This window comes from Burkholderia sp. WP42 (assembly GCF_000745665.1).
Taxonomy (GTDB): domain Bacteria; phylum Pseudomonadota; class Gammaproteobacteria; order Burkholderiales; family Burkholderiaceae; genus Burkholderia; species Burkholderia vietnamiensis.
In genome coordinates, this window is sequence record NZ_KN050723.1 from 269,095 (window position 1) to 294,169 (window position 25,075).

Below are 25,075 nucleotides of genomic sequence, written 5' to 3' on the forward strand. Positions count from 1 at the left end.
AAAGATGGAAAACCTGACGGAAGACATGAAGACGTGGTTCGAGATTTACATGCTGCAGAACCGCTACATCGGCCATCTCGACAACGACCGGCTCGAACGCTGGCCGGAAATGTTCACCGAGGACTGCACGTACGAGATCGTGCCGAAGGAGAACGCGGATCTCGGGCTGCCGGTCGGCATCGTCCACTGCACGAACCAGCGGATGCTGCGCGATCGCGTGGTGTCGCTGCGGCACGCGAACATCTATGAAGAGCACACGTATCGCCACATGACCTCGGGCCTCGCGATCGTCGCGCAGCGCGACGGCGAGATCGACACCGAGAGCAACTACGTGGTCGTGCAGACTCGCAGCAACGGCGAATCGAACGTGTACCAGGCCGGCAAGTATTACGACACGGTCGTGCGCACGCCCGACGGCCTGCGCTACAAGGCCAAGCGCGTGATCTACGACACGTCGCGCGTGCAGACGCTGCTCGCGACCCCGATCTGACCGACCCGACGAAGCAAGGAGCCGACATGACCGAAGCAACCCTCGCCGAATGGCATCCGCTGGGCGCCATCGACGAATTCACCGAAGACGAACCGGCGGCGCGCGTCGCCGGCCAGAAGCCGATCGCGGTATTCCGGATCGGCGACGAACTGTTCGCGATGCACGACCTGTGTTCGCATGGCCACGCGCGGCTGTCCGAAGGCTACGTGGAGGACGGGTGCGTCGAGTGCCCGCTGCATCAGGGGCTGATCGACATTCGCACCGGTGCGCCGAAATGCGCGCCGATCACCGAGCCGGTGCGCGTCTATCCGATCCGGATCGTCGACGGACAGGTGGAAGTCAATGTCGGCTGACCCGTTCGTGATCGTCGGAGCCGGCCACGCGGCGCGGCGCACGGCCGAGGCGCTGCGTGCGCGCGACGCCGACGCGCCGATCGTGATGATCGGCGCCGAGCGCGAGCTGCCGTACGACCGGCCCGCGCTGTCGAAGGATGCGTTGCTGAACGACGACGGCGAGCAGCGCGCGTTCGTTCGCGATGCCGCGTGGTACGACGCGCAGCGCATCGCGCTGCGGCTCGGCACGCGCGTCGACGCGATCGAGCGCGAGGCGCAACGTGTGCGGCTCGACGACGGCACGACGCTGCCGTACGCCAAGCTCGTGCTGGCGACCGGCTCGCGCGTGCGCACCTTCGGCGGGCCGATCGACGCGGGCGTCGTGGCGCACTACGTGCGCACCGTCGCCGACGCGCGTGCGTTGCGCGCGCAGCTCGTGCGCGGCCGCCGCGTCGCGGTGCTCGGCGGCGGCTTCATCGGCCTCGAAGTGGCTGCGGCGGCGCGCCAGCTCGGCTGCAACGTGACGGTGATCGATCCGGCCGCGCGCTTGCTGCAACGCGCGTTGCCGGAAGTCGTCGGCGCCTACGCGCACCGGTTGCATGACGAACGCGGCGTCGGTTTTCAGATGGCGACGCTGCCGCGCGCGATACGTGCCGCGGCGGGCGGCGGCGCGATCGTCGAGACGGATCGCGGCGACGTGCATGCCGACGTCGTCGTGGTCGGCATCGGCGTGCTGCCCAACGTCGAGCTCGCGCAGGCGGCGGGGCTCGACGTCGACAACGGCATCCGCGTCGATGCGGGCTGCCGCACGGCCGACCGCGCGATCTTCGCGGCGGGCGAGGTGACGATGCACTTCAATCCGCTGCTCGGGCGTCACGTGCGCATCGAGTCGTGGCAGGTCGCGGAGAACCAGCCGGCCGTCGCGGCCGCGAACCTGCTCGGCGCGGACGACGCGTATGCGGAGCTGCCGTGGCTGTGGTCCGATCAGTACGACTGCAACCTGCAGATGCTCGGGCTGTTCGGCGCCGGGCAGACGACCGTCGTGCGCGGCGATCCGGCACGCGGGCCGTTCACGGTGTTCGGGCTCGGCGGCGACGGCAGGATCGTCGCGGCGGCCGCGGTCAATCTCGGGCGCGACATCGGCGCCGCGCGCCGGCTGATCGCGGCCGGCGCGATGCCCGACCCGCAGCAGCTCGCCGATCCGACGGTCGGCTTGAAGACGTTTCTGTGACGCGCTGCGCGCGCTCGGTGCGAACGCGCTCCGTATGACCGCGATCGCGCCGGGACGGCGCCGCGCGACGCGGCAAAGCAGCTCGCATCCGACTGCGGGCAAGCGGTTCCGCGCGCGTGCGGCGCGCGGGTTTGTCGGCGGCGGGCGATCGGTGCATATTAGCGGCATTGCCGTTTCACCGATCGCCCATGACGCCAGACAAAGCCCTCGAACTCAAACGCAGCAAGCGCCGCGCGCTATGGCTGCTGCTGACCGCCGTCGCGGTGTTCGTCACGACGATCCTGCTGCCGCGCGGCCCGTGGGTCGACGGCTTCAAGGCGGTGGCCGAGGCCGCGATGGTCGGTGCGCTCGCCGATTGGTTCGCGGTGGTTGCGCTGTTTCGCCGCGTGCCGATCCCGTTCGTGTCGCGCCACACCGAAATCATCCCGAAGAACAAGGACAAGATCGCCGACAATCTCGCGGTGTTCGTGCGCGAGAAATTCCTCGGCCCCGACGCGCTCGCCGCGCAGATTCGCCAGCACGATCCCGCGCAGCGGCTCGGCGCATGGCTCGGCGAGCCGGCGAATACCGAGGCGCTCGGCACCTACGTGACGAAGCTGATGAGCTTCGCGCTCGACATGACCGACGACGCGCGCATCCGCTCGTTCGTCCACGACGCGATGCGCGCGATGATCGACCGGATCGACCTGTCGCAGTCTGCCGGCGCGATCCTCGACACGCTGACGAAGGACGGCCGTCACCAGGCGCTGCTCGACGATGCGATCGAGCAGATCGTCGGCATCCTCGACAAGGAGGAGAACCGCGAGGTGATCGCGGGCTTCATCGTCGAATGGCTGAAGACGCAATATCCGAAGGTCGAGAAGATCATGCCGACGCAGTGGTTCGGCGAGAACGGTGCGCGCATGCTCGCGAGCGCGGTGAGCCGCGTGCTCGAGAGCGTCGCGGCCGACCCCGAGCACGAGTTGCGCCAGCGCTTCGACGGCACGGTCGTGCGGCTCACCGAGCGGCTGAAGCACGACCCGGCGTTCATCGCGAAGGGCGACGAGATCAAGCGCTACATTCGCGACGGCGATGCGTTCAACGACTATGTGCGCGATCTGTGGGACCAGTTGCGCGCGTGGCTGAAGGCCGATCTGGCGCGCGCCGACTCGACGCTGCAGCGGCAGGCCGCGACGCTCGGCCGCTGGCTCGGTGCGCGGCTCGCGGAAAGCCCGGCGTTGCGCGCGTCGCTGAACGAGCATGTCGAAAAGGCCGTGCACGAGATGGCGCCGGATTTCGCCGATTTTCTGATGCGGCACATCCGCGACACGGTGCGCAACTGGGATGCGCGCGAGATGTCGCGGCAAATCGAGCTGAACATCGGCAAGGACCTGCAATACATCCGCATCAACGGCACGCTGGTCGGCGGGCTGATCGGGCTCGGGCTGTATCTCGTGTCGCTGGTGCCGCGCTGGGCCGGCGCGTGGCTGCATTGACGCGGTTGCCGCGCGACAGTCACGCGATAGTCACGCGATAGTCACGCGCCAACCGCCGCCGCATCGGGCGCGCACCGCCGCGCGCCGCGCGTCACGCGCGCGCTTTCGCGCCGTGCAGTTGCAGGCCGAGCGCCTTGATCACTTTGAGGATGGTGCCGAAGCTCGGATTGCCGTCGTGCGACAGCGCCTTGTACAGCCCTTCGCGCGACAGGCCAGCGTCGCGGGCGACCTGCGACATGCCGCGCGCGCGCGCGATGACGCCGAGCGCATGCGCGATGAAGGCCGGGTCGTCGCCGCCTTCCTGCAGGCACGCGTCGAAATAGTCGGCGATGTCGTCGTCGGTTTCGAGGTGGGCGGCCGAATCCCACGGCCGGGTGCTGATCTTGTCCATCGCTTACTCCAGGTCGAGCCGCCCGAGCATTGCGTGCGCGGCGCGAATGTCTGCCTGTTGCGTCGACTTGTCGCCGCCGCAGAGCAGGATCACCCAGATCGTCGCGCGCCTGACGTAGTAGACGCGATAGCCGGGGCCGTCGTCGATACGCATCTCGACGACCGGGGAGCCGGCCGACTTCCAGTCGCCCGGATTGCCCATCGACAGGCGGTCGATGCGGGCCTGGATACGCCGCCGTGCGACGCGATCCTGCAGACCGGCGAACCATGTGTCGAAGACTTCGGTCGTTCTGATGCTGTACGTCGGAGCACTGTAAGGCACGTTACTCGATATGTCAACCATGGTTCACAAGCTCAACTGGGGTTCCGATGCCGTCACAGTAGAGCGGCGCGCGCCGTTTGACGCGAAGTTGGCCGTCAGGCCGATGCTGTGCCGGGGCCCGGATCGGCCGTTCGGCCGAAGCAGGAATCCCGCGAATCCGTCTACAATCGAAAACGTCCCTGCCGCCCGTGCGCGTTCGTCCTGCGCGCTGGCGGATCCGTTCGTCCTCCTGCATCGGGAGGCGCCGCCGTGTGTTGCGCGGCGGGCAGCACCGTGGTCAGCATCCCGTAGGTAAGCGTGCGCGTGCCGTAGGCCGGCGCGCGTTCTGAACGCCGCACGTCCGCAAACCGGGCACGCGGCAGCGACGGAGAGTCCCCATGAAAGCATCGGATCTGTTTGTGAAGGCGCTGGAAGCCGAAGGCGTCGAGTACGTGTTCGGCATTCCCGGTGAGGAAAACCTCGATCTGCTCGAATCGCTGCGGCGCTCGAAGATCAAGCTCGTGCTGACCCGCCACGAGCAAGCGGCCGGCTTCATGGCCGCAACCTACGGCCGTCTCACCGGCCGCACCGGCGTGTGTCTCGCGACGCTCGGGCCGGGCGCCACCAATTTCGTGACGGCCGCCGCGTATGCGCAGCTCGGCGGCATGCCGATGCTGATGATCACCGGCCAGAAGCCGATCAAGTCGAGCAAGCAGGGCCACTTCCAGATCGTCGACGTCGTCGGCATGATGCAGCCGCTCACGAAGTTCACGCGGCAGATCGTGTCGATCGGCAACATCCCGTCGGCGGTGCGCGAGGCGTTCCGGCGCGCGGAGGAGGAGCGTCCGGGCGCCGCGCATCTCGAGCTGCCGGAGGATATCGCGCACGAGGAAGGCGACGGCAAGCCGATTCCGCGCAGCTTCAGCCGCCGCCCGATCGCCGAGCAGAAGGCGGTCGCGCACGCGGTCGATGCGATCCAGGCCGCGCGGCATCCGCTGCTGATGATCGGCGCGGGCGGCAACCGCAAGACGACCTGCAAGATGCTGCTCGAGTTCGTCGACGAGACGGGCATCCCGTTCTTCACGACGCAGATGGGCAAGGGCGTGATCGACGAGACGCATCCGCTGTGGCTCGGCAACGCGACGCTGTCCGACGGCGATTTCGTGCATCGCGCGATCGAGCACGCGGACTGCATCATCAACGTCGGCCACGACGTGATCGAAAAGCCGCCGTTCTTCATGCGCACGGACGACAAGACCGTGATCCACGTGAACTTCCTCGGCGCGCAGGTGGACCCGGTGTATTTCCCGCAGATCGAGGTGGTCGGCGACATCGCGAACGCCGTGTGGCAGATGAAGGAAGCGATCGCGCCGCAGCCGCACTGGGATTTCGAGCGCTTCACGATGATCAAGGCGCATTTCGAAGCGCATCTGCAGAAGGGCCAGCACGATCCGCGCTTCCCGATGTATCCGGTGCGGATCGTCAACGATCTGTACAACGCGCTGCCGGTCGACGGGATCGTCTGCCTCGACAACGGGATGTACAAGATCTGGTTCGCGCGTTACTGGCGCGCGCACGAGCCGAACTCGCTGCTGCTCGACAACGCGCTCGCGTCGATGGGCGCCGGCTTGCCGTCTGCGATCGCGACCAGGATCGTGCATCCGCAGCGCAAGGTGATCGCCGTGTGCGGCGACGGCGGCTTCATGATGAATTCGCAGGAGCTCGAAACGGCCGTGCGGCTGAAGCTCGACCTCGTCGTGATGATCCTGCGCGACGATGCGTTCGGGATGATCCGCTGGAAGCAGGAGAACATGAATTTTCCCGACTTCGCGATGACGCTGAAGAACCCCGATTTCGTCGCGTATGCGCAGAGCTACGGCGCGCACGGGCACCGCGTCGAGGCGGCCGACGATCTCGAGCCGCTGCTGCGCGAATGCTTTGCGACACCGGGTGTGCACGTGATCGACGTGCCGATCGACTATTCGGACAACGAGCGCGTGCTCAACCGCGAAATCAAGCGCCTGTCGGCGCAACTCTGAATCCGCAGTTCACCGGAAGGAGCGTGCCATGCTGAAGGATACCTATCCGTACTATCTGGCCAACGAGGCCGTCTACGCGAATACCGATCTGGAAGTGACGGACAAGTTCAGCGGCAAGGTCGCGACGCGCGTCGCGCTGGCCGACGCGCAGGCGATCGACGCGGCCATCGGCGCGGCAGTCGACGCCGTCAAGCCGATGCGCGAGCTGCCGGCGTACCGGCGGCAGGCCGTGCTCGATCACTGCGTTGCACGCTTTCGCGAGCGTTTCGACGAGCTGGCCGAGGCGCTGTGCATCGAGGCCGGCAAGCCGATCAACGATTCGAGAGGCGAGGTGACGCGGCTGATCGATACGTTCCGCGTCGCGTCCGAGGAGGCGGTGCGCATCGACGGCGAAGTGCTCAACCTCGAGATCTCGGCGCGCGCGCAGGGCTACACCGGCTATACGCGGCGCGTGCCGATCGGCCCGTGCTCGTTCATCTCGCCGTTCAACTTCCCGCTGAACCTCGCCGCGCACAAGGTCGCGCCCGCGCTCGCCGCGGGCTGCCCGTTCGTGCTCAAACCGGCGAGCCGCACGCCGGTCGGCGCGCTGATCATCGCCGAGGTGCTCGCGGAAACCAATCTGCCGAAGGGCGCGTTCTCGGTGCTGCCCGCGCATCGCGACGGCGCCGACCTGTTCACCACCGACGAGCGTTTCAGGTTGCTGTCGTTCACCGGCTCGCCGGCCGTCGGCTGGGCGCTGAAGGAGAAGGCCGGCAAGAAGAAGGTCGTGCTGGAGCTCGGCGGCAACGCGGCGGCCATCGTCGACGCGGACCAGTTCGAGCAGCTCGACTACGTGGTCGACCGGCTCGCGTTCGGCGCGTATTACCAGTCGGGCCAGAGCTGCATCGGCGTGCAGCGGATCCTCGTGCATGCGAGCCTGTACGACACGTTGCGCGACAAGCTGGTCGCGAAGACGCGCTCGCTGAAGATGGGCGATCCGAAGGATCCATCGACGTTCGTCGGCCCGATGATCTCCGAATCGGAGTCGCGCCGCCTGTCCGGCTGGATGGACGCGGCCGTCGCGGCGGGTGCGAAGATCATCGCGGGCGGCAAGGTCGACGGCGCGATGTTCGAGGCGACGCTGCTCGAAGACGTCGGCCGCGAGCAGGACCTGTACCGCAAGGAGGCGTTCGGCCCGGTCGCCATCCTCGAGAAGTTCGACCGTTTCGACGACGCGCTCGCGCGCGTGAACGACAGCGACTTCGGCTTGCAGGCCGGCGTGTTCACCGATTCGCTCACGCACGCGCAGCGCGCGTGGGACGAGCTCGAGGTGGGGGGCGTCGTGATCAACGACGTGCCGTCGTTCCGCGTCGACAACATGCCGTACGGCGGCGTGAAGGATTCCGGCCTCGGCCGCGAAGGGATCCGCTACGCGATCGAGGACATGACCGAGCCGCGTCTGATGGTCGTTCGGCGCCGATAGGGGCTGTTCGCGCTAACAACGAGCACCTGTTTGGAAAGTTCGTTCGTGGCGCTGGCCTCCAGAAGGTCGTGCGCCGCGTCATGCTCTTCGCGAATACGTCGAGTATTCGCTTCGTCGCAGTCCTTGCGCTCGGCTCTTCTGCGGGCCAGCGCAAGCCCGCCATTAGCGTGAAGAGACCCTGGCGCAGCCGCGCCGCGCGCGCTCGATGCGCTCGACTGAACGCATCGCATCGTGATGTAATCGCGCGAAACGGTCGCACTCCGTACGACACCGTGCGGCCGCGCGTTCAATTTTCACGAGGTCGATTCATGTCCCCCGTCGCGGCTTTCAAGCTGATTCTGCTGTCGTTCGTCGCGATCGTCGCGCTCGAATGCATCGCGAAGCGATTGCGCCTGCCGCCGGCCGCCGCGCTGCTGATGGGCGGCATCGGCATCGCGTTCATCCCCGGCCTGCCGCCCGTCAACCTCGACCCGGAGCTCGTGCTGCTGGTGTTCCTGCCGCCGCTGCTGATGGACGGCGCATATTTCACCGTCTGGGAGGAATTCAAGCGCAACGTCGGCGGCATCCTGCTGCTCGCGATCGGCGCGGTCGCGTTCACGACGTTCGCGGTCGGTTACGCCGTGCACTGGGTCGCGCCGTCGCTGCCGTGGGCCGCGTGCTTCGCGCTCGGCGCGATCGTGTCGCCGCCCGACGCGGTCGCCGCGAAGGCGGTGCTCGAGCGCGTCGCGCTGCCGCGCCGGCTGATGGTGCTGCTCGAAGGCGAAAGCCTGCTGAACGATGCGGCCGGCCTCGTGCTGTTCCGCTTCGCGGTCGCCGCCGCGCTGACGGGCGCGTTCAGCCTCGAGCACGCGGTCGTGCGTTTCGCGGAGCTGGGAATCGGCGGCGTCGTGGTGGGCTTTGTGGTGGGGCGCATCGTCGTGTGGTTCCTGAAGCTGCTCGACGACGACTATCTGGTGATCACCGTCGCGGTGATCGCCGGCTGGCTCGCCTACATCGCCGGTGAAATGGTCGAGGTGTCCGGCGTGATCGCGACGGTGACGGCCGGCATGATCGTCGGCTGGCATCAGCACGAAGTGTTCTCCGCGGCCGTGCGCACGCGCGGCACCGCGTTCTGGCAGGTCATCGTGTTCCTGCTCGAGGCGATGGTGTTCGTGTTGATCGGGTTGTCGCTGCGCGGCGCGATTCACCGGCTCGGCGGCTTCGAGCAGGTGCTCGGCACGATGATGCCGGCGGTGCTCGCGGTGCTGGCGGCCGTGATCGTGTCGCGCTTCGTGTGGGTCTATGCGGTCGAGGCGCTGAAGTGGCCGGTGCGCGGTATCGTGCGGCGCGGCGCGGCGCCCGACTGGAAGGCCGCGACGGTCATGAGCTGGGCCGGCATGCGCGGTGTCGTGACGCTCGCGATCGCGCTGTCGCTGCCGGAGGCGATGCCGGGCCGCGACGTGATCCTGGTCGCGTCGTTCGCGGTGATCCTCGTGACCGTGCTGCTGCAGGGTACGACGATCGGGCCGCTGATTCGGCTGCTGCGCCTGCCGCAACGCGACGAACGTGCCGCGCATCACCTGAGCGAGCCGCAGACGTGGGCGTACATCGAGGCCGCGCAGCTCGCCGCGATCCAGCCGCTGGTGCACGACGCAAGCGGCAACGTGATACATCCGCGCCTGCTCGAGCAGTACACGTATCGCGCGGCGCTCACCGAGCGCACGAAGGATGCGCCGCAATATCCGCCGGAAGTTCGCGCCGCGCATTACGACGTCGTGCTGGCCGCGATCCGGGCCGGGCGCGCCGAACTGCTGCGGCTGCATCGATCCGGCCACATTCACGACGAGATGCTGCACATGGTCGAGCGCGATCTCGACCTGCAGGAAGTGTCGGCGCAGCATGCGCGCGGTTGAGCGGCGGCAGGCGCGCGGGTGGTGAGCGCGGTTGTTTAGGACGCCGATGGCGTGGGGGTTGCCGGCGGTATCAGAGCCGCAGCCGTCACCGTCGCCCACCTCATCGCATCGCATCGCATCGCGCGTCATCCCGCAGCATCGGTGGCTTGCCTGGGCTCCCGCCGTCGTCCCATCGAATTCCTCAGTGTGTCCATGGTCCGGCCCCAACGCGCGGCGGCCCGGACCGCCGCATACGCACCCGTAAACCGTCTCCCGCCGGCCTCGCAAACGTTTTCATGCTTCGCGCAAGGAAATGATCCGATTTATCCAAATCAGGTTATTTCACCATATTTGGCAAAGCTGAACCTGAAGGAGATAGATGATCTGTTGCAATCTCAATTAGAATCGCTCAGTAATCTTTATTGAGAGAATGTGTGCGAATGTAATTCGGTGTTGCTTGGGAAAATCGGCGCTGCAATCCTCGTGTGTAAAGGCTGACGAGCGACAACGCCATCATCGTGAAGAATGTGGTCGAATTATCGAGATGGCGAGTGAGTTGAATAATCAACTTGCGAGAATGAATCGGGTGGTGATTTTCGTTTGAAACGGTATTTATGAAAGAATCGCGCGATCAAAATGCGCCGGATTGTCTCGAATCGGGGCTGTCGATCCTGCTCGTCGACGATCAGCCGTTCGTCGGCGAAGTGATACGCCGCGCATTGCGCAGCGAGCCCGACATCGACCTGCATGTGTGCACCGATCCCCACCGGGCATTGGCCGTCGCGCGCGACGTCAAGCCGACCGTCATCCTGCAGGACCTCGTGATGCCGGACATCGACGGCCTGGACCTCGTGCGCGCGTGGCGCGCGCACGTGGACACGGCGCGCGTGCCGATCATCGTGCTGTCTGCGAAGGAGGAGCCGGTCGTCAAGCGCGAGGCGTTCATCGCCGGCGCGAACGACTATCTGGTGAAGTTGCCGGACGCGATGGAACTGACGGCGCGCATCCGCTACCACTCGAGTTCGTACCTGATGGCGCGGCAGCGCGACGAGGCGCTGGATTTCCTGTCGCACGACATGCGCTCGCCGCAGACGTCGATTCTCGCGCTGCTCGAGGTCTACCGGAACGAACACGGCGACATGCCCGCGCTGCTGGAGCGCATCGCGGGCCACGCGCGCCGCGCGCTCGCGCTCGCCGACGGCTTCATCCATCTGACCCGTGCGCAATCGGAGCGCCGCGCGCACGAGCTCGTGAGCCTCGACGAGGTCGTGCTCGACGCGGTCGACCAGCTGTGGGAGAAGGCGCTCGGATTCGGCAGCCGCATCGTCGCGCACGTGTGCGACGCCGAGTGCGCGACGATGGGCGATCGCATGATGCTCACGCGCGCGGTCGCGAACCTGATCGACAACGCGCTGAAATACGGGCCGGCCGGCGCCGACATCCATTGCACGCTGAACGACGACGGCGGCGCGTGGCTGATCGGCGTCGAGGACGCCGGCTCCGGCATCGCGCCCGAACAGCGCGCGGCCGCGACCGAATCGTTCGTGCGGCTCGAATCCGTGCATGGTGCGATGCGCGGCGGTTTCGGTCTCGGGCTGGCGTTCGTGCGTGCGACGGCGGCGCGGCATCGCGGCCAGATCCTGATGCGCGACACGGCGCGCGGCTTCATGGTCGCGCTGCGGTTGCCGGCTCAACGCGAGCGGTGATGGCGCGCGCCGCTTGCCCGCGCCGTGCCGCCGGTAACACCCGATGCGCTCGCGCCACGCCGTCCTGCGCGCGCAGGCGCGGTTTTTTAACGCTGTTTTGAAAGCCCACAACGAACATGGCCACCCTGACGCCCCGTGCGAACCATGAAAGCTTGCATCCGACCCTCGGCGCCGCCCGGCTCACGCTCGGCAATCGCATCCTGCTGAGCTTCGGCGTGCTGTTCGTGCTGATGCTCGTGATGGCCGGCGTGTCGTACGAGCGGCTGCGCGCGATCAATGCCGAAGCCGTCAGCATCGAGCGCGATTCGCTGCCCGGCGTGTATCTTGCGGCGTCGTTGCGCGGGGCGGTCAACGAATCGTTCGCGACGCTGCAACAGGCGACCTTCGTCGATACGAGCCCGGAGCTCGTGCAGCGCGATTTCGCGAAGCTCGGCGACGCGCTCAAGGAAATCGAATCGCTGTCGATCGACTATCAGAACACCACGTTCCGCGACGAGGACCGTCAGCGCTTCGCGGTGTTCCGCAGCGCATACGACCGCTACCTGCCGTTGCTGAACGACGCGGTGCAGAAGGGCCGCGCGTCGCACGACGAGGCCGTCGCCGCCTACGCGAAGGTCGAGCCGGCGTGGGCCGAGGTCGTGCGCAGTGCCAATATCCTGGTGCAGGAGAATCGCAAGTTCGCCGATCAGTCGGCGAAGCTGATCCGCGAATCCGGTCAGGACACCGAGGTCGTGCTCGCGATCGCGCTGGCGATCGTGCTGCTGTCGGCGCTCGGGCTCGGCTATGGGCTCTACCGTTCGGTCACGGTGCCGATGGCGCGGCTCGTCGACGTGCACGACGCGATGCGCACCGGCAACCTCACGCATCGGCTCGACCTGCGCCGCCGCGACGAGTTCGGCACGCTCGAGACCGGCTTCAACCGGATGGCCGACGAGCTGACCGAGCTGGTGTCGCGTGCGCAGCAGTCGTCGATGCAGGTGACGACGTCGGTCGCGGAGATCGCGGCGACGTCGCGCGAGCAGCAGGCGACCGCGAACGAGACCGCGGCGACGACGACCGAGATCGGCGCGACGTCGCGCGAGATCTTCGCGACGTCGCGCGATTTGCTGCGCACGATGAACGAGGTGGCCGGCGTGGCCGAGCAGTCGGCGACGCTCGCGGGCGTCAGCCAGAGCGGCCTCACGCGGATGGGCGACACGATGCGCAGCGTGATGGACGCGGCCGGCTCGGTGAACGCGAAGCTCGCGATCCTCAACGAGAAGGCGCTGAACATCAACCAGGTCGTCGCGACGATCACCAAGGTCGCCGACCAGACCAACCTGCTGTCGCTGAACGCGGCGATCGAGGCCGAGAAGGCCGGCGAGTATGGGCGCGGCTTCGCGGTCGTCGCGACCGAGATTCGCCGCCTCGCGGACCAGACCGCGGTGGCGACCTACGACATCGAGCAGACGGTCAAGGAGATCCAGTCGGCCGTGTCCGCCGGCGTGATGGGGATGGACAAGTTCTCCGAGGAAGTGCGCCGCGGGATGCTCGACGTGCAGCAGGTCGGCGCGCAGCTGTCGCAGATCATCGCCGAGGTGCAGACGCTCGCGCCGCGCTTCCAGATGGTCAACGAAGGCATGCAGACGCAGGCGAGCGGCGCCGAGCAGATCACGCAGGCGCTGTCGCAGCTGTCGGAAGCCGCGCAGCAGACGGCCGAATCGTTGCGCCAGTCGTCGCAGGCGATCGACGACCTGACGCTCGTCGCGAACCAGTTGCGCACCAGCGTGTCGCGCTTCAAGGTCGACGCATGATGCGCGCCGAGCCGCACGGCGCCGCGCACGCGCTGTTCCTGATGTTCGAGCTCGACGGCGCGCGTTATGCGCTCGACGCGGCGGACGTCGACGAGGTGTTGCCGCTCGCCGCCACCACGGCCGTGGCCGGCGCGCCCGCGTGGATCGCCGGCTTGCTGATGCGCGGCGCCCAGCCGGTGCCGGTGATCGACCTGCCGATGCTCGCGCTCGGACGCCCGGCGCAGGCGCTGCGTTCGACGCGGCTCGTGATGGTGCGCTATCGCGGCGGCCGGAGCGGACGCGAGCGCGTGATCGGGCTGATCGTCGAGCGCGCGACGCGGACGCTGCGGATCGACCGCGCGGCATTTCGCATCAGCGGCGTGTCGAGCGAGCGCACGCGCTGGCTCGGGCGCGTCGCGAACACGCGGGACGGCGTCGTGCAGCAGGTGTCGGTTGCCGGCCTGGTCGACGACGTCGCGCACCTGTATCTGTTCGACGGCCAGCCGGCCCACGAAGGGGCGCCCGGATGAATGCGTTCGCCGTGCTGTTTCGCGACTGGCTGCGCCGCGAGACTGGCATCGATCCCGATTCGCTCGGCCATGATTTCCTGAGCCGTGCGCTGACCGAGCGCGTGCATGCGCTGAAGAGTGACGGTGAACGATTGCCGTCGGCCGCGCGGGCGCCCGTGACGACGGAGGCGCTGCGCGCGTACTGGGCGCGCCTGCACGCATGCGCCGACGAGCGGCGCGCGCTGATCGAGCTGTTCGTCGTGCCCGAGACGTGGTTCTTCCGCGATGGCGCGGCGTTCGCGGCGCTCGCGCGGCGCGCGGCCGAGCGCATAGCCTGCGCGCCCGGGCGCGTGATCCGCGTGCTGAGCGCGCCATGTTCGACCGGCGAGGAGCCGTATTCGGCGGCGATGGCGCTGCTGGACGCGGGACTCGACCCGGCGAGCTTCGCGATCGACGCGCTCGACCTCAGCGCGCGAGCGATCGAGCACGCGCGGGCCGGCTGTTATGGAAGGAACGCGTTTCGCGGCACGCAGACGGCGTTTCGCACGCGTTTCTTCACGCCGACGGCCGACGGCTGGCTGCTCGACGAGCAGGTGCGATCGCGCGTGCAGTTTCGTCAGGCCAATTTGATGGAGGCGTGCGCCGACACGGGCGTGCGCTACGACTTCGTGTTCTGCCGCAACGTGCTGATCTATTTCGATCGGGACGCGCAGGATCGCGCGATCCGTCAGCTCGCGAGCCGGCTCGCGGACGACGGGATGCTGTTCGTCGGGCCGGCCGAGACGGGCGTCGCGATGCGCTGCGGGATGCGTTCGGCGCGGGTGCCGCTGGCGTTCGCGTTTCAGCGCGCCGATGACGGGGCGGTGGCGGATGAGTGCGTGGCCGGGCATGTGGGTGGGGATGGTTCTTACGGGCGTATGGCGCGGGGCGGGGCGTTGGGGGCGGGGCCGACGTCAGGGGCGGCGACGGCGTCAGCGATGCCGTTAGCGTCAGCGTGGACGTGTGCGTCAGTGTCCGCGACGGCATCAGGATTGCCATCGTCATCACCCACGTCAGCAACGCGTGCGCTGCACGCCGTCGTGCCGCCGCCGTCGGGTCTGGATGCCGCACGCGCGGCACCGCCGACAGCATTCCAGTCACGCGCCCCCAGCCCGTTCGAACCGGTCGCGCCCCCACCAGCCGATCCACTCGCGCGCGCACGATCGCCATCGCCCGCGCCTGCCAACGCCGTCGACGCGCCGACGCTCGAGGAGGCACAGGCGCTTGCGAACGCGGGCGCGTTCGACGAGGCCGAGCGCATGCTCGCACGGTTTTCGGCGCACGCGGGCCCGCACGCCGACGCCTACTACCTGAACGGATTGATCGCCGACGCGCGCGGGCGCGCCGAGGAAGCCGGAGACTTCTACCGCAAGGCGCTGTACCTGCGGCCGACCCACCACGAAGCGCTCACGCATCTCGCGACGCTGCTCGACGTCGGCGGCGATGGCGCCGGCGCGCGCTGGCTGCTCGAGCGAGCGCGGCGTGCGGTCGGATAACGAAAACGACACCTGGGACCCGAGAGCGGAATGATCGACGAAACCCTGAACCGCGAAGCTGCCGCCGCCGGCGCGGCGCCGATCGACGTCGACGATTGCTGGAACCGGATCGGCACGAGCGGCGACCGCTCGTGCGAGCGGCTCGCCGCGTGCCTGCGCTGCCTGAACTGCCCGGTCTACGCACACCATGCTGCGCGCTTGCTGGAGCGTCCGCTCGACGCGGCCGAGATGGCCGACGGCGCGCGACGGCTCGGCGCGCACGACACGGCCCGCATGCATCGCGACGACGATACGCGCCATGCGGCGCTGGCGTTTCGCGTCGCGGACGAATGGCTGGCGCTGCCGATCGGCGCGTTGCGCGAGATCGTCGGGACGCGCCCGATTCATTCGCTGCCGCATCGCCGCCATTCGGCGGTGCGCGGCGTGGTGAACATTCGCGGCACGCTGCGCATCGCGATCTCGCTCGGCGCGCTGCTCGGCCTGGACGCCGGCAAGACCCGCGCGCGCGGCGCCGACGGCGGCTTCACGCGCTTGCTGGTGGCCGCGCACCGCGGCGAGCCGGTGGTGTTTCCGGTGGACGAAGTCGAGGGCGTGCTGCGCTTCGATGTATCCGAATGGGTGCCCGTGCCGGCGACGGTCGGCCGCGCGGGCGCCGGCCTGTCGCGCGGCGTGCTGTCGTGGCGCGGCAAGTCGGTGGGGCTGCTCGACGACGACCGGCTGTTCGACGCGGTCACGCGGAGCATGCGATGAGCGGCGATGACGATCTGAGCCATCTGTCGTTGCTCGAACTCTATCGCGAGGAGACGCGCACGCAGACGCAGGCGCTGTCCGAGCGTCTGCTCGTGCTGGAAGCGCGCGAACCCGACGCCGCCGCGCTCGACGCGTGCATGCGCGCCGCGCATTCGCTGAAGGGCGCCGCGCGCATCGTCGGCGTGCCGCCTGGCGTCGATATCGCCGGGCGGATGGAGGAATGCTTCGTCGCCGCGCAGGCCGGCGCGATCGCGCTGAGTGCGGCGCACGTCGACGTGCTGCTCGCCGGCGTCGACCTGCTGCTGCGCGTCGCAGATCCGGACGCGCCGCCCGTGTCGGCCACCGAGATCGACGCGTTCGCGCTGGCGCTGACGAGTGCCGATGCCGCGCAGGCGGTGCCGGTGGCGGCGGACGTACCCGCATCGGCATCGGCTTCGGCACCGGTGTCAGCGCCGACGTCAGCCGCGCCGCAGCGCGGGTATGACGGCGCGGTGAACGAACCAGTGGACGCTGGCGCGGCGACGCCGCCCCATGCAGCGCAGCCATACGTAGCGCAGCCGTACGCAACATCGGCGCATGCGACACCGCCGCACGCAACGCCACCGCCCGCGACCGATCCCCCACACGCCGCCCAGGCGGCCGCCACCGCCACCGCCACCGCCGCAATGCGCCGCGTCCGCGCCGATACGCTGAACCGGCTGCTGAGCCTGTCCGGCGAGTCGCTCGTCGAATCGCGCTGGCTCAAGCCGTTCGCCGAATCGATGCTGCGCGTGAAGCGCGCGCAACGCGACGCGGCCCGCTCGCTCGATCTGCTGTACGAACGCTTCGCCGACGATCTCGACGCGGGCGCGCTCGCGTCGATGAACGAAGTGCGTCACATGCTGAACGATCTGCAGCGCGCGCTCGCCGAGCGCATGGACGAATTCGACCGCTTCGAGCGGCGCAGCACGCACATCGCCGAGCAGCTGTACGACGAGGCGCTGCAATGCCGGATGCGGCCGTTCGGCGATGCGACGCGCGCGTATCCGCGCATCGTGCGCGACCTCGCGCGCTCGCTCGGCAAGCAGGTACGCTTCTCGATCGTCGGCGAGGGCACGCAGGTCGACCGCGACATCCTCGATCTGCTCGACGCGCCGCTCGGCCACCTGCTGCGCAACGCGATCGACCACGGCGTCGAGCCGCCCGACGTGCGCCGCGCGCGCGGCAAGCCGGCCGACGCGCGCGTGACGCTCGAGGCGCGGCACAGCGCCGGCTCGCTGCTCGTCAGCGTGATCGACGACGGGCCGGGCGTCGACCTCGACGCGCTGCGCGCGGCCGTCGTGCGCCAGCGCCTCACCGACGACGAGACGGCCGCGCGGCTGTCCGACGCCGAGCTGCTCGAATTCCTGCTGCTGCCCGGCTTCTCGATGCGCGACGCGGTGACGGACGTGTCCGGCCGCGGCGTCGGCCTCGACGCGGTGCAGGAGATGGTGCGCGGCGTGCGCGGCGCCGTGCGGATCTTCAACGAACCGGGCGTCGGCATGCGCTTCGTGCTGCAGCTGCCGCTCACGCTGTCGGTGATCCGCAGCCTGCTCGTCGAAGTCGGCGGCGAGCCGTATGCGTTTCCGCTCGCGCACGTGCGCCGCACGCTCGAACTGGCGCACGACGACATCGACGTGCTCGAGGGCCAGCCGCATTTTCCGTTCGACGGGCGGCGCGCGGGCCTCGTCGCCGCGCATCAGCTGCTCGATGCGGGCGCGCCCGACGCCGCGCGGGCGACTACGGCGGTCGTGGTGGTCGGCGGCGAGCCCGAGCTGTACGGCGTCGCGGTCGACCGCTTCCTCGGCGAACGGATGCTGGTCGTGCAGCCGCTCGACAGCCGCCTGCACAAGATCCAGAACATCGCGGCCGGCGCGCTGCTCGAGAACGGCGACCCGGTGCTGATCGTCGACGTCGAGGACCTGATCCGCTCGGTCGACAAGCTCGTGCGCGGCGGCCAGCTCGCGACGCTGTCGCGCGATCCGCAGCGCGCGCTCGGCGAGCGGCGGCGTCGCGTGCTCGTCGTCGACGATTCGCTGACGGTGCGCGAGCTCGAGCGCAAGCTGCTCGAGAAGCGCGGCTACGACGTGACCGTCGCGGTGGACGGGATGGACGGCTGGAACGCGGTGCGCAGCGACGCGTTCGACCTCGTCGTCACCGACGTCGACATGCCGCGCATGGACGGCATCGAGCTCGTCATGCTGATCAAGGGCGACCCGGCGCTCAAGCGCGTGCCCGTGATGATCGTCTCGTACAAGGATCGCGACGAGGATCGCCGGCGCGGGCTCGACGCCGGCGCCGACTACTACCTTGCCAAGAGCAGCTTCCACGACGAGGCGCTGCTCGACGCGGTGCACGACCTGATCGGAGACGCGCGCGGATGAACATCGGCATCGTCAACGATCTGCCGCTGGCCGTCGAGGCGCTGCGCCGGGTGATCGCCTCGCGCACCGAACATCGCGTGCTGTGGGTCGCGACCGACGGCGACGAAGCGGTGGACTTCTGCATCGCGCAGCCGCCCGATCTCGTGCTGATGGATCTCGTGATGCCGAAGCTCGACGGCGTCGCCGCGACGCGGCAGATCATGGCGCGTGCGCCGTGCGCGATCCTGATCGTGACCGCGGACGTCAGCGCGAACACGTCGTCGGTCTACGAGGCGATGGGCGCGGGCGCGCTCGATGCGGTCGACACGCCGACGCTCGCGCTCGGCCTGCCGTCGGACGCCGCGCCGCAGCCGCTGCTCGCGAAGATCGACCAGATCGGCCGCCTGCTCGAAAGCCGCGCGGCGCCGCTCGCGCCGTGCGCGCGGATGCCGGCGTGCGGCCAGCCGACGCTCGTCGCGATCGGCGCGTCCGCCGGCGGGCCGACCGCGCTCACCGCGCTGCTGCGCGCGTTGCCGGCTGATTTCCCGGCCGCGCTGGTGATCGTGCAGCACGTCGATCAGGCGTTCGCGGTCGGCATGGCGGAGTGGCTCGACGGCCATACGCGGCTGCCGGTGCGCATCGCCCGGCAGGGCGGCGTGCCGCGTGCGGGCGAGGTGCTGCTGGCCGCCACCAACGATCACCTGAGCCTGTCGCCGCGCGGCGTGCTGGGCTATACGCGGCACCCGGTCGACACGCCGTACCGGCCGTCGATCGACGTGTTCTTCACCAGCGTCGCCGACGGCTGGCGGGGCGACGCGCTCGGCGTGCTGCTGACGGGCATGGGGCGCGACGGCGCGCTGGGGTTGAAGGCGATGCGCGCGAAGGGCTGCTACACGATCGCGCAGGACGAGGCGACCAGTGCGGTGTACGGGATGCCGAAGGCCGCCGCGGCGATCGGCGCGGCGGCGGCGATCCTGCCGCTCGAGCGCATCGCGCCGCGGCTCATCTCGCGCGTGATGCGCCGCTCGCCCGACTGAGCGCCTGCCGGCGCGGCCGGCCGCGCTGGTCGTCATGCTGGCGGCCGCGTCGCGCATCGCGTACAATCGCCGGCTGCGGAGATGGCATGCCTCCCTGCGGTCGATCACGGCGCGTTGCGCGCGCGAGTCGGCCCTCAACCGCCGGTGAGCCCGGCTGATGATGCCTGCGTGTTCCTGGGTCGTCAGGAGGTCGCAGGCCGTCCATTGCGGCATTCTGCCGCCCAGGTTTTGATGTTCCGTCGAATCTGGAAATCATGTTTTTCTCGACCTCTGCCGATTTCTTCGCGACCGTGCGCTACGTGTGCCGCTGGCTCGCCCTGTCGGCCCTGCTCGGCATCCTGGCCGGCACGGCTTCCGCATTCTTCCTGATCGCGCTCGACTGGGCGACCGGCACGCGCATCGCGCATCCGTGGCTGTTGTGGTGGCTGCCGGCCGCCGGCTTCGCGACCGGCTGGGTCTACCACCGTTTCGGCCAGTCGGTCGCGCGCGGCAACAACCTGCTGATCGACGAAATCCACGATCCGAAGGCGCTCGTGCCGAAGCGGATGGGGCCGCTCGTGCTGGCCGCGACCGTCGTCACGCATCTGTTCGGCGGTTCGGCCGGCCGCGAGGGCACGGCCGTGCAGATGGGCGGCGCGCTCGCCGACCGCGTCACGCAGTTGTTCCGGCTCGACCGCGAGCATCGGCGCGTGCTGCTGATGGGCGGTATCGCGGCCGGTTTCTCGTCGGTGTTCGGCACGCCGCTGGCCGGCGCGGTGTTCGGGCTCGAGGTGCTGGCGATCGGCCGGCTGCGCTACGACGCGCTGCTGACCTGCGTCGCGTCGTCGATCGTCGCCGACGTCGTGTGCCGCGCGTGGGGCGTGCATCACACCGTCTATGCGATCGCGTCGGTGCCGGCGGTGTCGGCGACCGGGCTGGCCGCGACGGTCGTCGCCGGCGTCGCGTTCGGCGTGGTCGGCCGGCTGTTCGCGTTCGCGACGCATGCGCTGACCGCCTGGTTCCGGCGCGTGGTGCGCTACGCGCCGCTGCAGCCGGTGCTCGGCGGCGCGATGGTGGCCGTCGCGGCCACCGTGCTGAACGTGCCGCAATACCTGGGCCTCGGGATTCCGACGATCGAGGCCGCGTTCCACGGGCCGCTGCCGGCGTACGATTTCGCGGGCAAGTTCGCGTTCACCGTGGTGACGCTCGCGTCCGGGTTCAAGGGCGGCGAAGTGACGCCGCTGTTCTACATCGGCGCGACGCTCGGCAACGCGCTCGGCCAGGTGCTCGCGCTGCCGGTGCCGGTGCTCGCGGGGCTCGGCTTCGTCGCGGTGTTCGCCGGGGCGGCCAACACGCCGATCGCGTCGACCATCATGGCGATCGAGCTGTTCGGCGCGGATCTCGGCGTGTATGCGATCGTCGCGTGCGTGGTCGCGTATCTGTTCTCGGGACACGCGGGCATTTACCGCGCGCAGCGCATCGCGGTGGGCAAGGGCGCGCAGGTCGAGATCGACTGACGTCGGCGCGGCGGGCGGCCGACCGGCCGTCAGGTGTCGACGCGATGCCGCCGCCGGCGCTCGCCGGGGCGGCCGCGCGCGTTACGGCTTCGGCAGCTTCGCGACGTTGCGCGCGAGCAGTTCCTCGATATCGACGCCCTTGTCGGCCAGCAGCGTCGTGACGATGCCGGTCAGCTCGCCGAGCGTCTCCTGGACCGATTCGCGGATCGTGTCCACCACGACCTGGGTGCTGCGCTCGATCTCGATGTTGACCTTGGCGCCGACGCCCTTCGCATCGAAGGTGGTCGCGCGGCGCGTTTCGGGAATCAGCCACACTTCGAACCAGCCTGCGGCGCGGTCGACGTCGGCCACGGTCAGGCTGCAGCCGTTGATCGCGATATAGCCCTTCGCGAACACGTAGCGCTTGAACTCGGCCGGCACGCCGATGCGGATCATCCGGTTGTGTTCGGACGCCGCGATGTGCAGGACCGTGCCCGTGAAGTCGACGTGGCCGGACAGCGGATGCCCGCCGATTTCCGCGCCGTCCTTCGCGGCCCGCTCGACGTTCACGCGCGCGCCGGTCGCCAGCTCGGCCAGCGTGGTGATCCGCAGGCTCGGCAGCATCACGTCGAAGTCGATCAGCGTCGGCGAATGGATCGTCGTCACCGTCAGGCACACCCCGTCGACCGACACGCTGGCGCCGATCTCGATGTCGGCGGTGAAGCGTTCCGGGAATTCGATGCTGAACGTCCTCAGCTCGCCGTGGTCCTCGATGGCCTTGATGACGCCAACACCCTGAACAATGCCTGTAAACATGATCTGCCTTTCGTCGCGAATTGCCTGGTCCGTATGATAAGTGATCGCGGGAACCCGCATCGCGAGCAGGGTCGGCGGCGCGGCCCGCGCGCGCGGACCGCCGCCGCGCCGTCGGGCCGCTGACCGGCCTGCCCGCGTTACACGGCCGCCCGGTGCTCCGGCGACTCGGCGCCGTCGCCGAGCGTGCGCGGCGGCGCATCGATCAGGCCCTTCGCGAGCTCCAGCGCCTGCCGCTCGAACAGCCGGCGATAGACGCCGCCGTGGATACGGATCAGCGTATCGTGGTCGCCTTCCTCGATCACCTTGCCGCGCTCGAGCACGAGCAGCCGGTCGAGCGCGCGGACCGTCGACAGCCGGTGCGCGACCACGAGCGTCGTGCGCCCCACCATCAAGCGCTCCATCGCCTGCTGGATCAGCACTTCGCTTTCGCTGTCGAGGCTCGACGTCGCTTCGTCGAGGATCAGGACCGGCGCATCGGCGAGGAAGGCCCGCGCGATCGCGACGCGCTGCCGTTCGCCGCCCGACAGCTTGATCCCGCGTTCGCCGACGAGCGTGTCATAGCCGTCCGGCAGCGCGTCGATGAAATCGTGCGCGCTGGCCAGCCGCGCGGCGCGTTCGATCTCCGCGCGGCTCGCGTCGGGACGCGCATACGCGATGTTCTCCGCGAGCGTGCGGTGAAACAGCACCGGCTCCTGCTGGACGATCGCGATCTGGCTGCGCAGCGACTCCTGCTGCACCTGCGCGATGTCCTGCCCGTCGATCGTGATGCGCCCGCCCGACACGTCGTAGAGCCGCTGGATCAGCTTGATGAACGTCGTCTTGCCCGAGCCCGAATGGCCGACGAGCCCCACGCGCTCGCCGGGCGCGATGCGCATCGAGAAGTCGTCGTAGAGCGACACCGGATGGTTGCCGTAGCGGAACGTCACGTGCTCGAAGCGAATCTCGCCGCGCGTGATGCGGATCGCGGGCGCGCCGGGGCGATCCTCGATGCCGAGCGGCTGGCGCTCGAGCGCGACGAGTTCTTCCATGTCGTTGACCGAGCGCTGCAGGTTGCGGATGTGCATGCCGACGTCGCGCAGATAGCCCTGCAGCATGAAGAACATCGTCAGCGAGAACGCGATGTCGCCGACGCTCGCCTCGTCGTTCGCCCACAGCCGCAGCGCGACGCCGATCATCGCCGCCTGCATCGCGACCAGCATCGCGCCTTGCAGGCCGCCGTTGAGCGTGCCGCGCACCCACGTGCGGCGCGTGCGCTGCCGCCACTTGCCGATCACGCGCGCGAGGCGTGCTTCCTCGCGCGTTTCCGCGCCGAACGCCTTGACGACGGTGTTGCAGCTGATCGCGTCCGCGAGCGCGCCGCCCATGCGCGTGTCCCACATGTTGCCGAGCCGCGCGGCCGGCGCGACGATCCCGAGCGACACGGCCACCGTCACCGCGATATACAGCAGCGAACCCGCGCCGACGACGAAGCCCATCACCGGCCAGTGCGTGCCGAGCAGCACGGTTGCGCCGGACAGCATCATCACCGACGGCAACAGCGCGATCAGCACGGTGTCGTTCAGCAGGTCGAGCGCCCAGATCCCGCGCGTGATCTTGCGCACGGTCGAGCCGGCGAAGCTGTTCGCGTGCCAGTCGGTGGAGAAGCGCTGCACGCGATGGAACGACGCGGCGGCGATCTCGCTCATCATTTTCAGCGTCAGCGTGATGATGTTCAGGTAGACGCCTTGGCGCAGCAGCGTCGCGCCGATGCCAAGGCCGGCCAGCGTGCCGAACGCCGTGATGGCCGAACGCCATGCGGCGGTGCGCTCGGTCAGGCCGCTCGACAGTGCATCGACGAGGCGGCCGGCGAACAGCGGCGTGAGGACGTCGGCGAGTGCGCCGAGCAGCGCCAGCGCCGCGATCGCGGCGATGCGTACCGGCTGCCGGCGCCAGTAGCGGAACGTGAAGCCGAAGACGGCCCGGAATGCGTGGCCGCCCGAATGGGTGGTTTTTCTGGTCATGTATCGTTGCCCGGCGCGTCGCGCGTCGGGACTTTCCGGTTCGGAGAACGTCGAAAACGCGACAGCCGACCCGCGCGCACGGCGCGGATGAAACGAACAACGGGCTGTCGGGAAAATGCGCGGACCGGCGGGTGAGCGGACCCGGAAGCCGGCGCGTGCGACGCGCAGGATCAGCGGCGTCGCGAGACCACGTTCGGGAAGGCTGCTGGCATTCGTGACATCTGCACCTCCCTGTAGCGAACGGTTGAAATGAAGAAAAAAGGACGCCGAAAAAGCGTGGATCGATTCTAGCAGCAGTGTTCGGCTCGCCGCAATGTCTGACGAATGCGCGTTGCGGCGTCGATACGCGCGGCACGCGGCGCGTCGGAGGCTTCGATACGTTTCGGTATGTATCGGCCCCGTTTCGTGCGCGGCGCGGCGCGGAGCGCGGGGCCGCATCGATTAAACTTTGCGGTTGCGCCGGCTGCTGCGGCCCGGCCGATTCACCCCGATACATTCCTGAGGAAACGATGAGCGACGTTCAGCAAGGCATTCTGGCTCCGATCGATGCGGCGGCCCGATACCTCACTTTCACGATTTCCAGCAACGTCAATGTCGCGGCGGCGCTGCGGGCATTGCGCGAGCTCGTCGACGGGCGCGACGCGGTCGCCGGCTTCGGTCATGCGCTGGCCGCGCATCTCGGGCGCCCGGTGCCGGGCCTGACCGAATACCCGGCGTTCGCGGTGAACGACCGCACGCTGCCCGTCACGCCCGCCGACGTTTGGGTGTGGCTGCGCGGCGACGATCGTGGCGAGTTGGTGCTGCGCACGCGCGCGATCGAGCGTGCGCTCGCGCCGGCGTTCGCGCTGCAGGACGTGGTCGACGGCTTCCGCTATTCGGGCGATCGCGACCTGTCGGGATATGAGGACGGCACCGAGAATCCGACCGGCGACGACGCGCTGGCCGCGGCCGTCGTGGCCGGGCAGGGCGCGGGCCTGGACGGCTCGAGCTTCGTCGCGGTTCAGCAATGGCTGCACGACTTCGACCGGATGGAGCGGATTGCGTCGGGCGACATGGATCACATCGTCGGCCGCCGCCGCTCGGACAACGAGGAGATCGACGACGCGCCCGCGTTCGCGCACGTGAAGCGCACCGCGCAGGAGAGCTTCGAACCGGAAGCGTTCATGTTGCGCCGCTCGTCGCCGTGGGCGGATGCGCGGCGCGCCGGGCTCTACTTCGTCGCGTTCGGCTGTTCGTTGCGCGCGTTCGACGTGCAGATGCGCCGGATGTGCGGCGCGGACGACGGCATCGTCGACGGCCTGTTCCGCTTCACGCAGCCGCTGACGGGCGCGTATTTCTGGTGTCCGCCGGTGAAGGACGGCAAGCTGGATCTGTCGGCGCTCGGGTTGTAAGCGGCGCGGTAGCAGCGGAGTGAACGGGCGGGCCGCGCATCTTGCGCGGGCCGCCCGTTTTTTGATGGTGCGCGTTCGCGTGGCGGGCGGCGTGGAGGCGGTTTGGCAGGGC

General features: G+C 68.9%; 20 protein-coding genes and 1 riboswitch. Of the genes, 16 read left to right on the plus strand and 4 right to left on the minus strand.

The genetic code is table 11. The annotated features are described in order from the left end of the window. Positions 1–4 precede the first annotated feature (4 nt). From andAd to EX20_RS23775, 4 genes are all read left to right on the plus strand, one after another. Positions 5–490: an anthranilate 1,2-dioxygenase small subunit AndAd gene (gene andAd / locus EX20_RS23760; protein WP_034194948.1), complete on the plus strand. Its 486-nt coding sequence runs from the start codon at positions 5–7 to the stop codon at positions 488–490. A gap of 26 nt (positions 491–516) precedes the next feature. Then, entirely contained in the window at positions 517–843 is a 327-nt protein-coding gene (andAb, locus tag EX20_RS23765) for an anthranilate 1,2-dioxygenase ferredoxin subunit AndAb (RefSeq protein ID WP_011881496.1), read from the plus strand. Continuing rightward, complete coding sequence (gene andAa / locus EX20_RS23770) at positions 833–2,053, plus strand: anthranilate 1,2-dioxygenase system ferredoxin--NAD(+) reductase (protein ID WP_034194949.1); 1,221 nt, start codon at positions 833–835, stop codon at positions 2,051–2,053. Before andAb ends, andAa begins: the two co-directional genes overlap by 11 nt. Positions 2,054–2,241: 188 nt before the next feature. Further along, a complete protein-coding gene (locus tag EX20_RS23775) occupies positions 2,242–3,528 on the plus strand; it encodes a DUF445 domain-containing protein (RefSeq protein WP_014724584.1) in 1,287 nt (428 codons plus the stop codon). 91 nt (positions 3,529–3,619) lie between these two features. On the opposite strand, the gene EX20_RS23780 is transcribed toward EX20_RS23775, so the two are convergent. Next, a complete protein-coding gene (locus EX20_RS23780; protein WP_011881499.1) occupies positions 3,620–3,919 on the minus strand; it encodes an addiction module antidote protein in 300 nt (99 codons plus the stop codon). 3 nt (positions 3,920–3,922) lie between these two features. Beyond that, entirely contained in the window at positions 3,923–4,240 is a 318-nt protein-coding gene (locus EX20_RS23785) for a type II toxin-antitoxin system RelE/ParE family toxin (RefSeq protein ID WP_330995733.1), read from the minus strand. 377 nt (positions 4,241–4,617) lie between these two features. Between EX20_RS23785 and EX20_RS23790 the strand changes: the two genes are divergently transcribed. The 11 genes from EX20_RS23790 to EX20_RS23840 all read left to right on the plus strand — a co-directional run bounded on the left by EX20_RS23790 (position 4,618) and on the right by EX20_RS23840 (position 20,777). Beyond that, complete coding sequence (locus EX20_RS23790) at positions 4,618–6,258, plus strand: acetolactate synthase large subunit (RefSeq protein WP_011881501.1); 1,641 nt, start codon at positions 4,618–4,620, stop codon at positions 6,256–6,258. A 28-nt stretch (positions 6,259–6,286) separates the two neighbouring features. Next, a complete protein-coding gene (locus EX20_RS23795; RefSeq protein WP_011881502.1) occupies positions 6,287–7,720 on the plus strand; it encodes an aldehyde dehydrogenase family protein in 1,434 nt (477 codons plus the stop codon). Positions 7,721–8,028: 308 nt separating this feature from the next. Beyond that, positions 8,029–9,612: a Na+/H+ antiporter gene (locus tag EX20_RS23800; RefSeq protein WP_034194951.1), complete on the plus strand. Its 1,584-nt coding sequence runs from the start codon at positions 8,029–8,031 to the stop codon at positions 9,610–9,612. A gap of 593 nt (positions 9,613–10,205) precedes the next feature. Next, positions 10,206–11,297, plus strand: coding sequence for a hybrid sensor histidine kinase/response regulator (locus EX20_RS23805; RefSeq protein ID WP_011881504.1), 1,092 nt, complete (start codon positions 10,206–10,208; stop codon positions 11,295–11,297). Positions 11,298–11,413: 116 nt separating this feature from the next. After that, positions 11,414–13,090: a methyl-accepting chemotaxis protein gene (locus tag EX20_RS23810; protein WP_011881505.1), complete on the plus strand. Its 1,677-nt coding sequence runs from the start codon at positions 11,414–11,416 to the stop codon at positions 13,088–13,090. Continuing rightward, positions 13,087–13,599 carry a chemotaxis protein CheW gene (locus tag EX20_RS23815; RefSeq protein ID WP_011881506.1) on the plus strand — a complete coding sequence of 171 codons (513 nt, stop codon included), beginning with the start codon at positions 13,087–13,089 and terminating at the stop codon, positions 13,597–13,599. The genes EX20_RS23810 and EX20_RS23815 overlap by 4 nt, the downstream gene beginning before the upstream one ends. After that, a complete protein-coding gene (locus EX20_RS23820) occupies positions 13,596–15,113 on the plus strand; it encodes a CheR family methyltransferase (protein ID WP_034194952.1) in 1,518 nt (505 codons plus the stop codon). Before EX20_RS23815 ends, EX20_RS23820 begins: the two co-directional genes overlap by 4 nt. 45 nt (positions 15,114–15,158) lie before the next feature. Next, a complete protein-coding gene (locus EX20_RS23825) occupies positions 15,159–15,863 on the plus strand; it encodes a chemotaxis protein CheW (RefSeq protein WP_034195055.1) in 705 nt (234 codons plus the stop codon). Continuing rightward, positions 15,860–18,265 carry a hybrid sensor histidine kinase/response regulator gene (locus EX20_RS23830; protein ID WP_034194953.1) on the plus strand — a complete coding sequence of 802 codons (2,406 nt, stop codon included), beginning with the start codon at positions 15,860–15,862 and terminating at the stop codon, positions 18,263–18,265. The genes EX20_RS23825 and EX20_RS23830 overlap by 4 nt, the downstream gene beginning before the upstream one ends. Beyond that, the gene (locus EX20_RS23835) at positions 18,262–19,281 is read left to right on the plus strand and encodes a chemotaxis response regulator protein-glutamate methylesterase (RefSeq protein ID WP_014724595.1); all 1,020 of its coding nucleotides are present in this window, start codon (positions 18,262–18,264) and stop codon (positions 19,279–19,281) included. Before EX20_RS23830 ends, EX20_RS23835 begins: the two co-directional genes overlap by 4 nt. Before the next feature lie 68 nt (positions 19,282–19,349). After that, positions 19,350–19,455: riboswitch (Fluoride riboswitch) on the plus strand. A gap of 80 nt (positions 19,456–19,535) precedes the next feature. Then, entirely contained in the window at positions 19,536–20,777 is a 1,242-nt protein-coding gene (locus tag EX20_RS23840; protein ID WP_034194954.1) for a voltage-gated chloride channel family protein, read from the plus strand. Between the two features lie 81 nt (positions 20,778–20,858). On the opposite strand, the gene EX20_RS23845 is transcribed toward EX20_RS23840, so the two are convergent. Beyond that, a complete protein-coding gene (locus tag EX20_RS23845) occupies positions 20,859–21,572 on the minus strand; it encodes a riboflavin synthase (protein WP_011881512.1) in 714 nt (237 codons plus the stop codon). Positions 21,573–21,709: 137 nt separating this feature from the next. Beyond that, positions 21,710–23,572: an ABC transporter ATP-binding protein gene (locus EX20_RS23850; RefSeq protein ID WP_034194955.1), complete on the minus strand. Its 1,863-nt coding sequence runs from the start codon at positions 23,570–23,572 to the stop codon at positions 21,710–21,712. Positions 23,573–24,081: 509 nt separating this feature from the next. On the opposite strand from EX20_RS23850, the gene EX20_RS23855 reads away from it, so the two are divergent. Then, complete coding sequence (locus EX20_RS23855; RefSeq protein WP_034194956.1) at positions 24,082–24,963, plus strand: Dyp-type peroxidase; 882 nt, start codon at positions 24,082–24,084, stop codon at positions 24,961–24,963. The last annotated feature ends 112 nt before the right edge of the window (positions 24,964–25,075 follow it).

Excerpts from the sequence above, each read along its gene's own strand:
- andAd (WP_034194948.1), top strand. The coding sequence starts at position 5 with ATGGAAAACCTGACGGAAGACATGAAGACGTGGTTCGAGATTTACATG.
- andAb (WP_011881496.1), top strand. The coding sequence starts at position 517 with ATGACCGAAGCAACCCTCGCCGAATGGCATCCGCTGGGCGCCATCGAC.
- andAa (WP_034194949.1), top strand. The coding sequence starts at position 833 with ATGTCGGCTGACCCGTTCGTGATCGTCGGAGCCGGCCACGCGGCGCGG.
- EX20_RS23775 (WP_014724584.1), top strand. The coding sequence starts at position 2,242 with ATGACGCCAGACAAAGCCCTCGAACTCAAACGCAGCAAGCGCCGCGCG.
- EX20_RS23780 (WP_011881499.1), bottom strand. The coding sequence starts at position 3,919 with ATGGACAAGATCAGCACCCGGCCGTGGGATTCGGCCGCCCACCTCGAA.
- EX20_RS23790 (WP_011881501.1), top strand. The coding sequence starts at position 4,618 with ATGAAAGCATCGGATCTGTTTGTGAAGGCGCTGGAAGCCGAAGGCGTC.
- EX20_RS23795 (WP_011881502.1), top strand. The coding sequence starts at position 6,287 with ATGCTGAAGGATACCTATCCGTACTATCTGGCCAACGAGGCCGTCTAC.
- EX20_RS23800 (WP_034194951.1), top strand. The coding sequence starts at position 8,029 with ATGTCCCCCGTCGCGGCTTTCAAGCTGATTCTGCTGTCGTTCGTCGCG.
- EX20_RS23805 (WP_011881504.1), top strand. The coding sequence starts at position 10,206 with ATGAAAGAATCGCGCGATCAAAATGCGCCGGATTGTCTCGAATCGGGG.
- EX20_RS23810 (WP_011881505.1), top strand. The coding sequence starts at position 11,414 with ATGGCCACCCTGACGCCCCGTGCGAACCATGAAAGCTTGCATCCGACC.
- EX20_RS23815 (WP_011881506.1), top strand. The coding sequence starts at position 13,087 with ATGATGCGCGCCGAGCCGCACGGCGCCGCGCACGCGCTGTTCCTGATG.
- EX20_RS23820 (WP_034194952.1), top strand. The coding sequence starts at position 13,596 with ATGAATGCGTTCGCCGTGCTGTTTCGCGACTGGCTGCGCCGCGAGACT.
- EX20_RS23830 (WP_034194953.1), top strand. The coding sequence starts at position 15,860 with ATGAGCGGCGATGACGATCTGAGCCATCTGTCGTTGCTCGAACTCTAT.
- EX20_RS23835 (WP_014724595.1), top strand. The coding sequence starts at position 18,262 with ATGAACATCGGCATCGTCAACGATCTGCCGCTGGCCGTCGAGGCGCTG.
- EX20_RS23840 (WP_034194954.1), top strand. The coding sequence starts at position 19,536 with ATGTTTTTCTCGACCTCTGCCGATTTCTTCGCGACCGTGCGCTACGTG.
- EX20_RS23845 (WP_011881512.1), bottom strand. The coding sequence starts at position 21,572 with ATGTTTACAGGCATTGTTCAGGGTGTTGGCGTCATCAAGGCCATCGAG.
- EX20_RS23850 (WP_034194955.1), bottom strand. The coding sequence starts at position 23,572 with ATGACCAGAAAAACCACCCATTCGGGCGGCCACGCATTCCGGGCCGTC.
- EX20_RS23855 (WP_034194956.1), top strand. The coding sequence starts at position 24,082 with ATGAGCGACGTTCAGCAAGGCATTCTGGCTCCGATCGATGCGGCGGCC.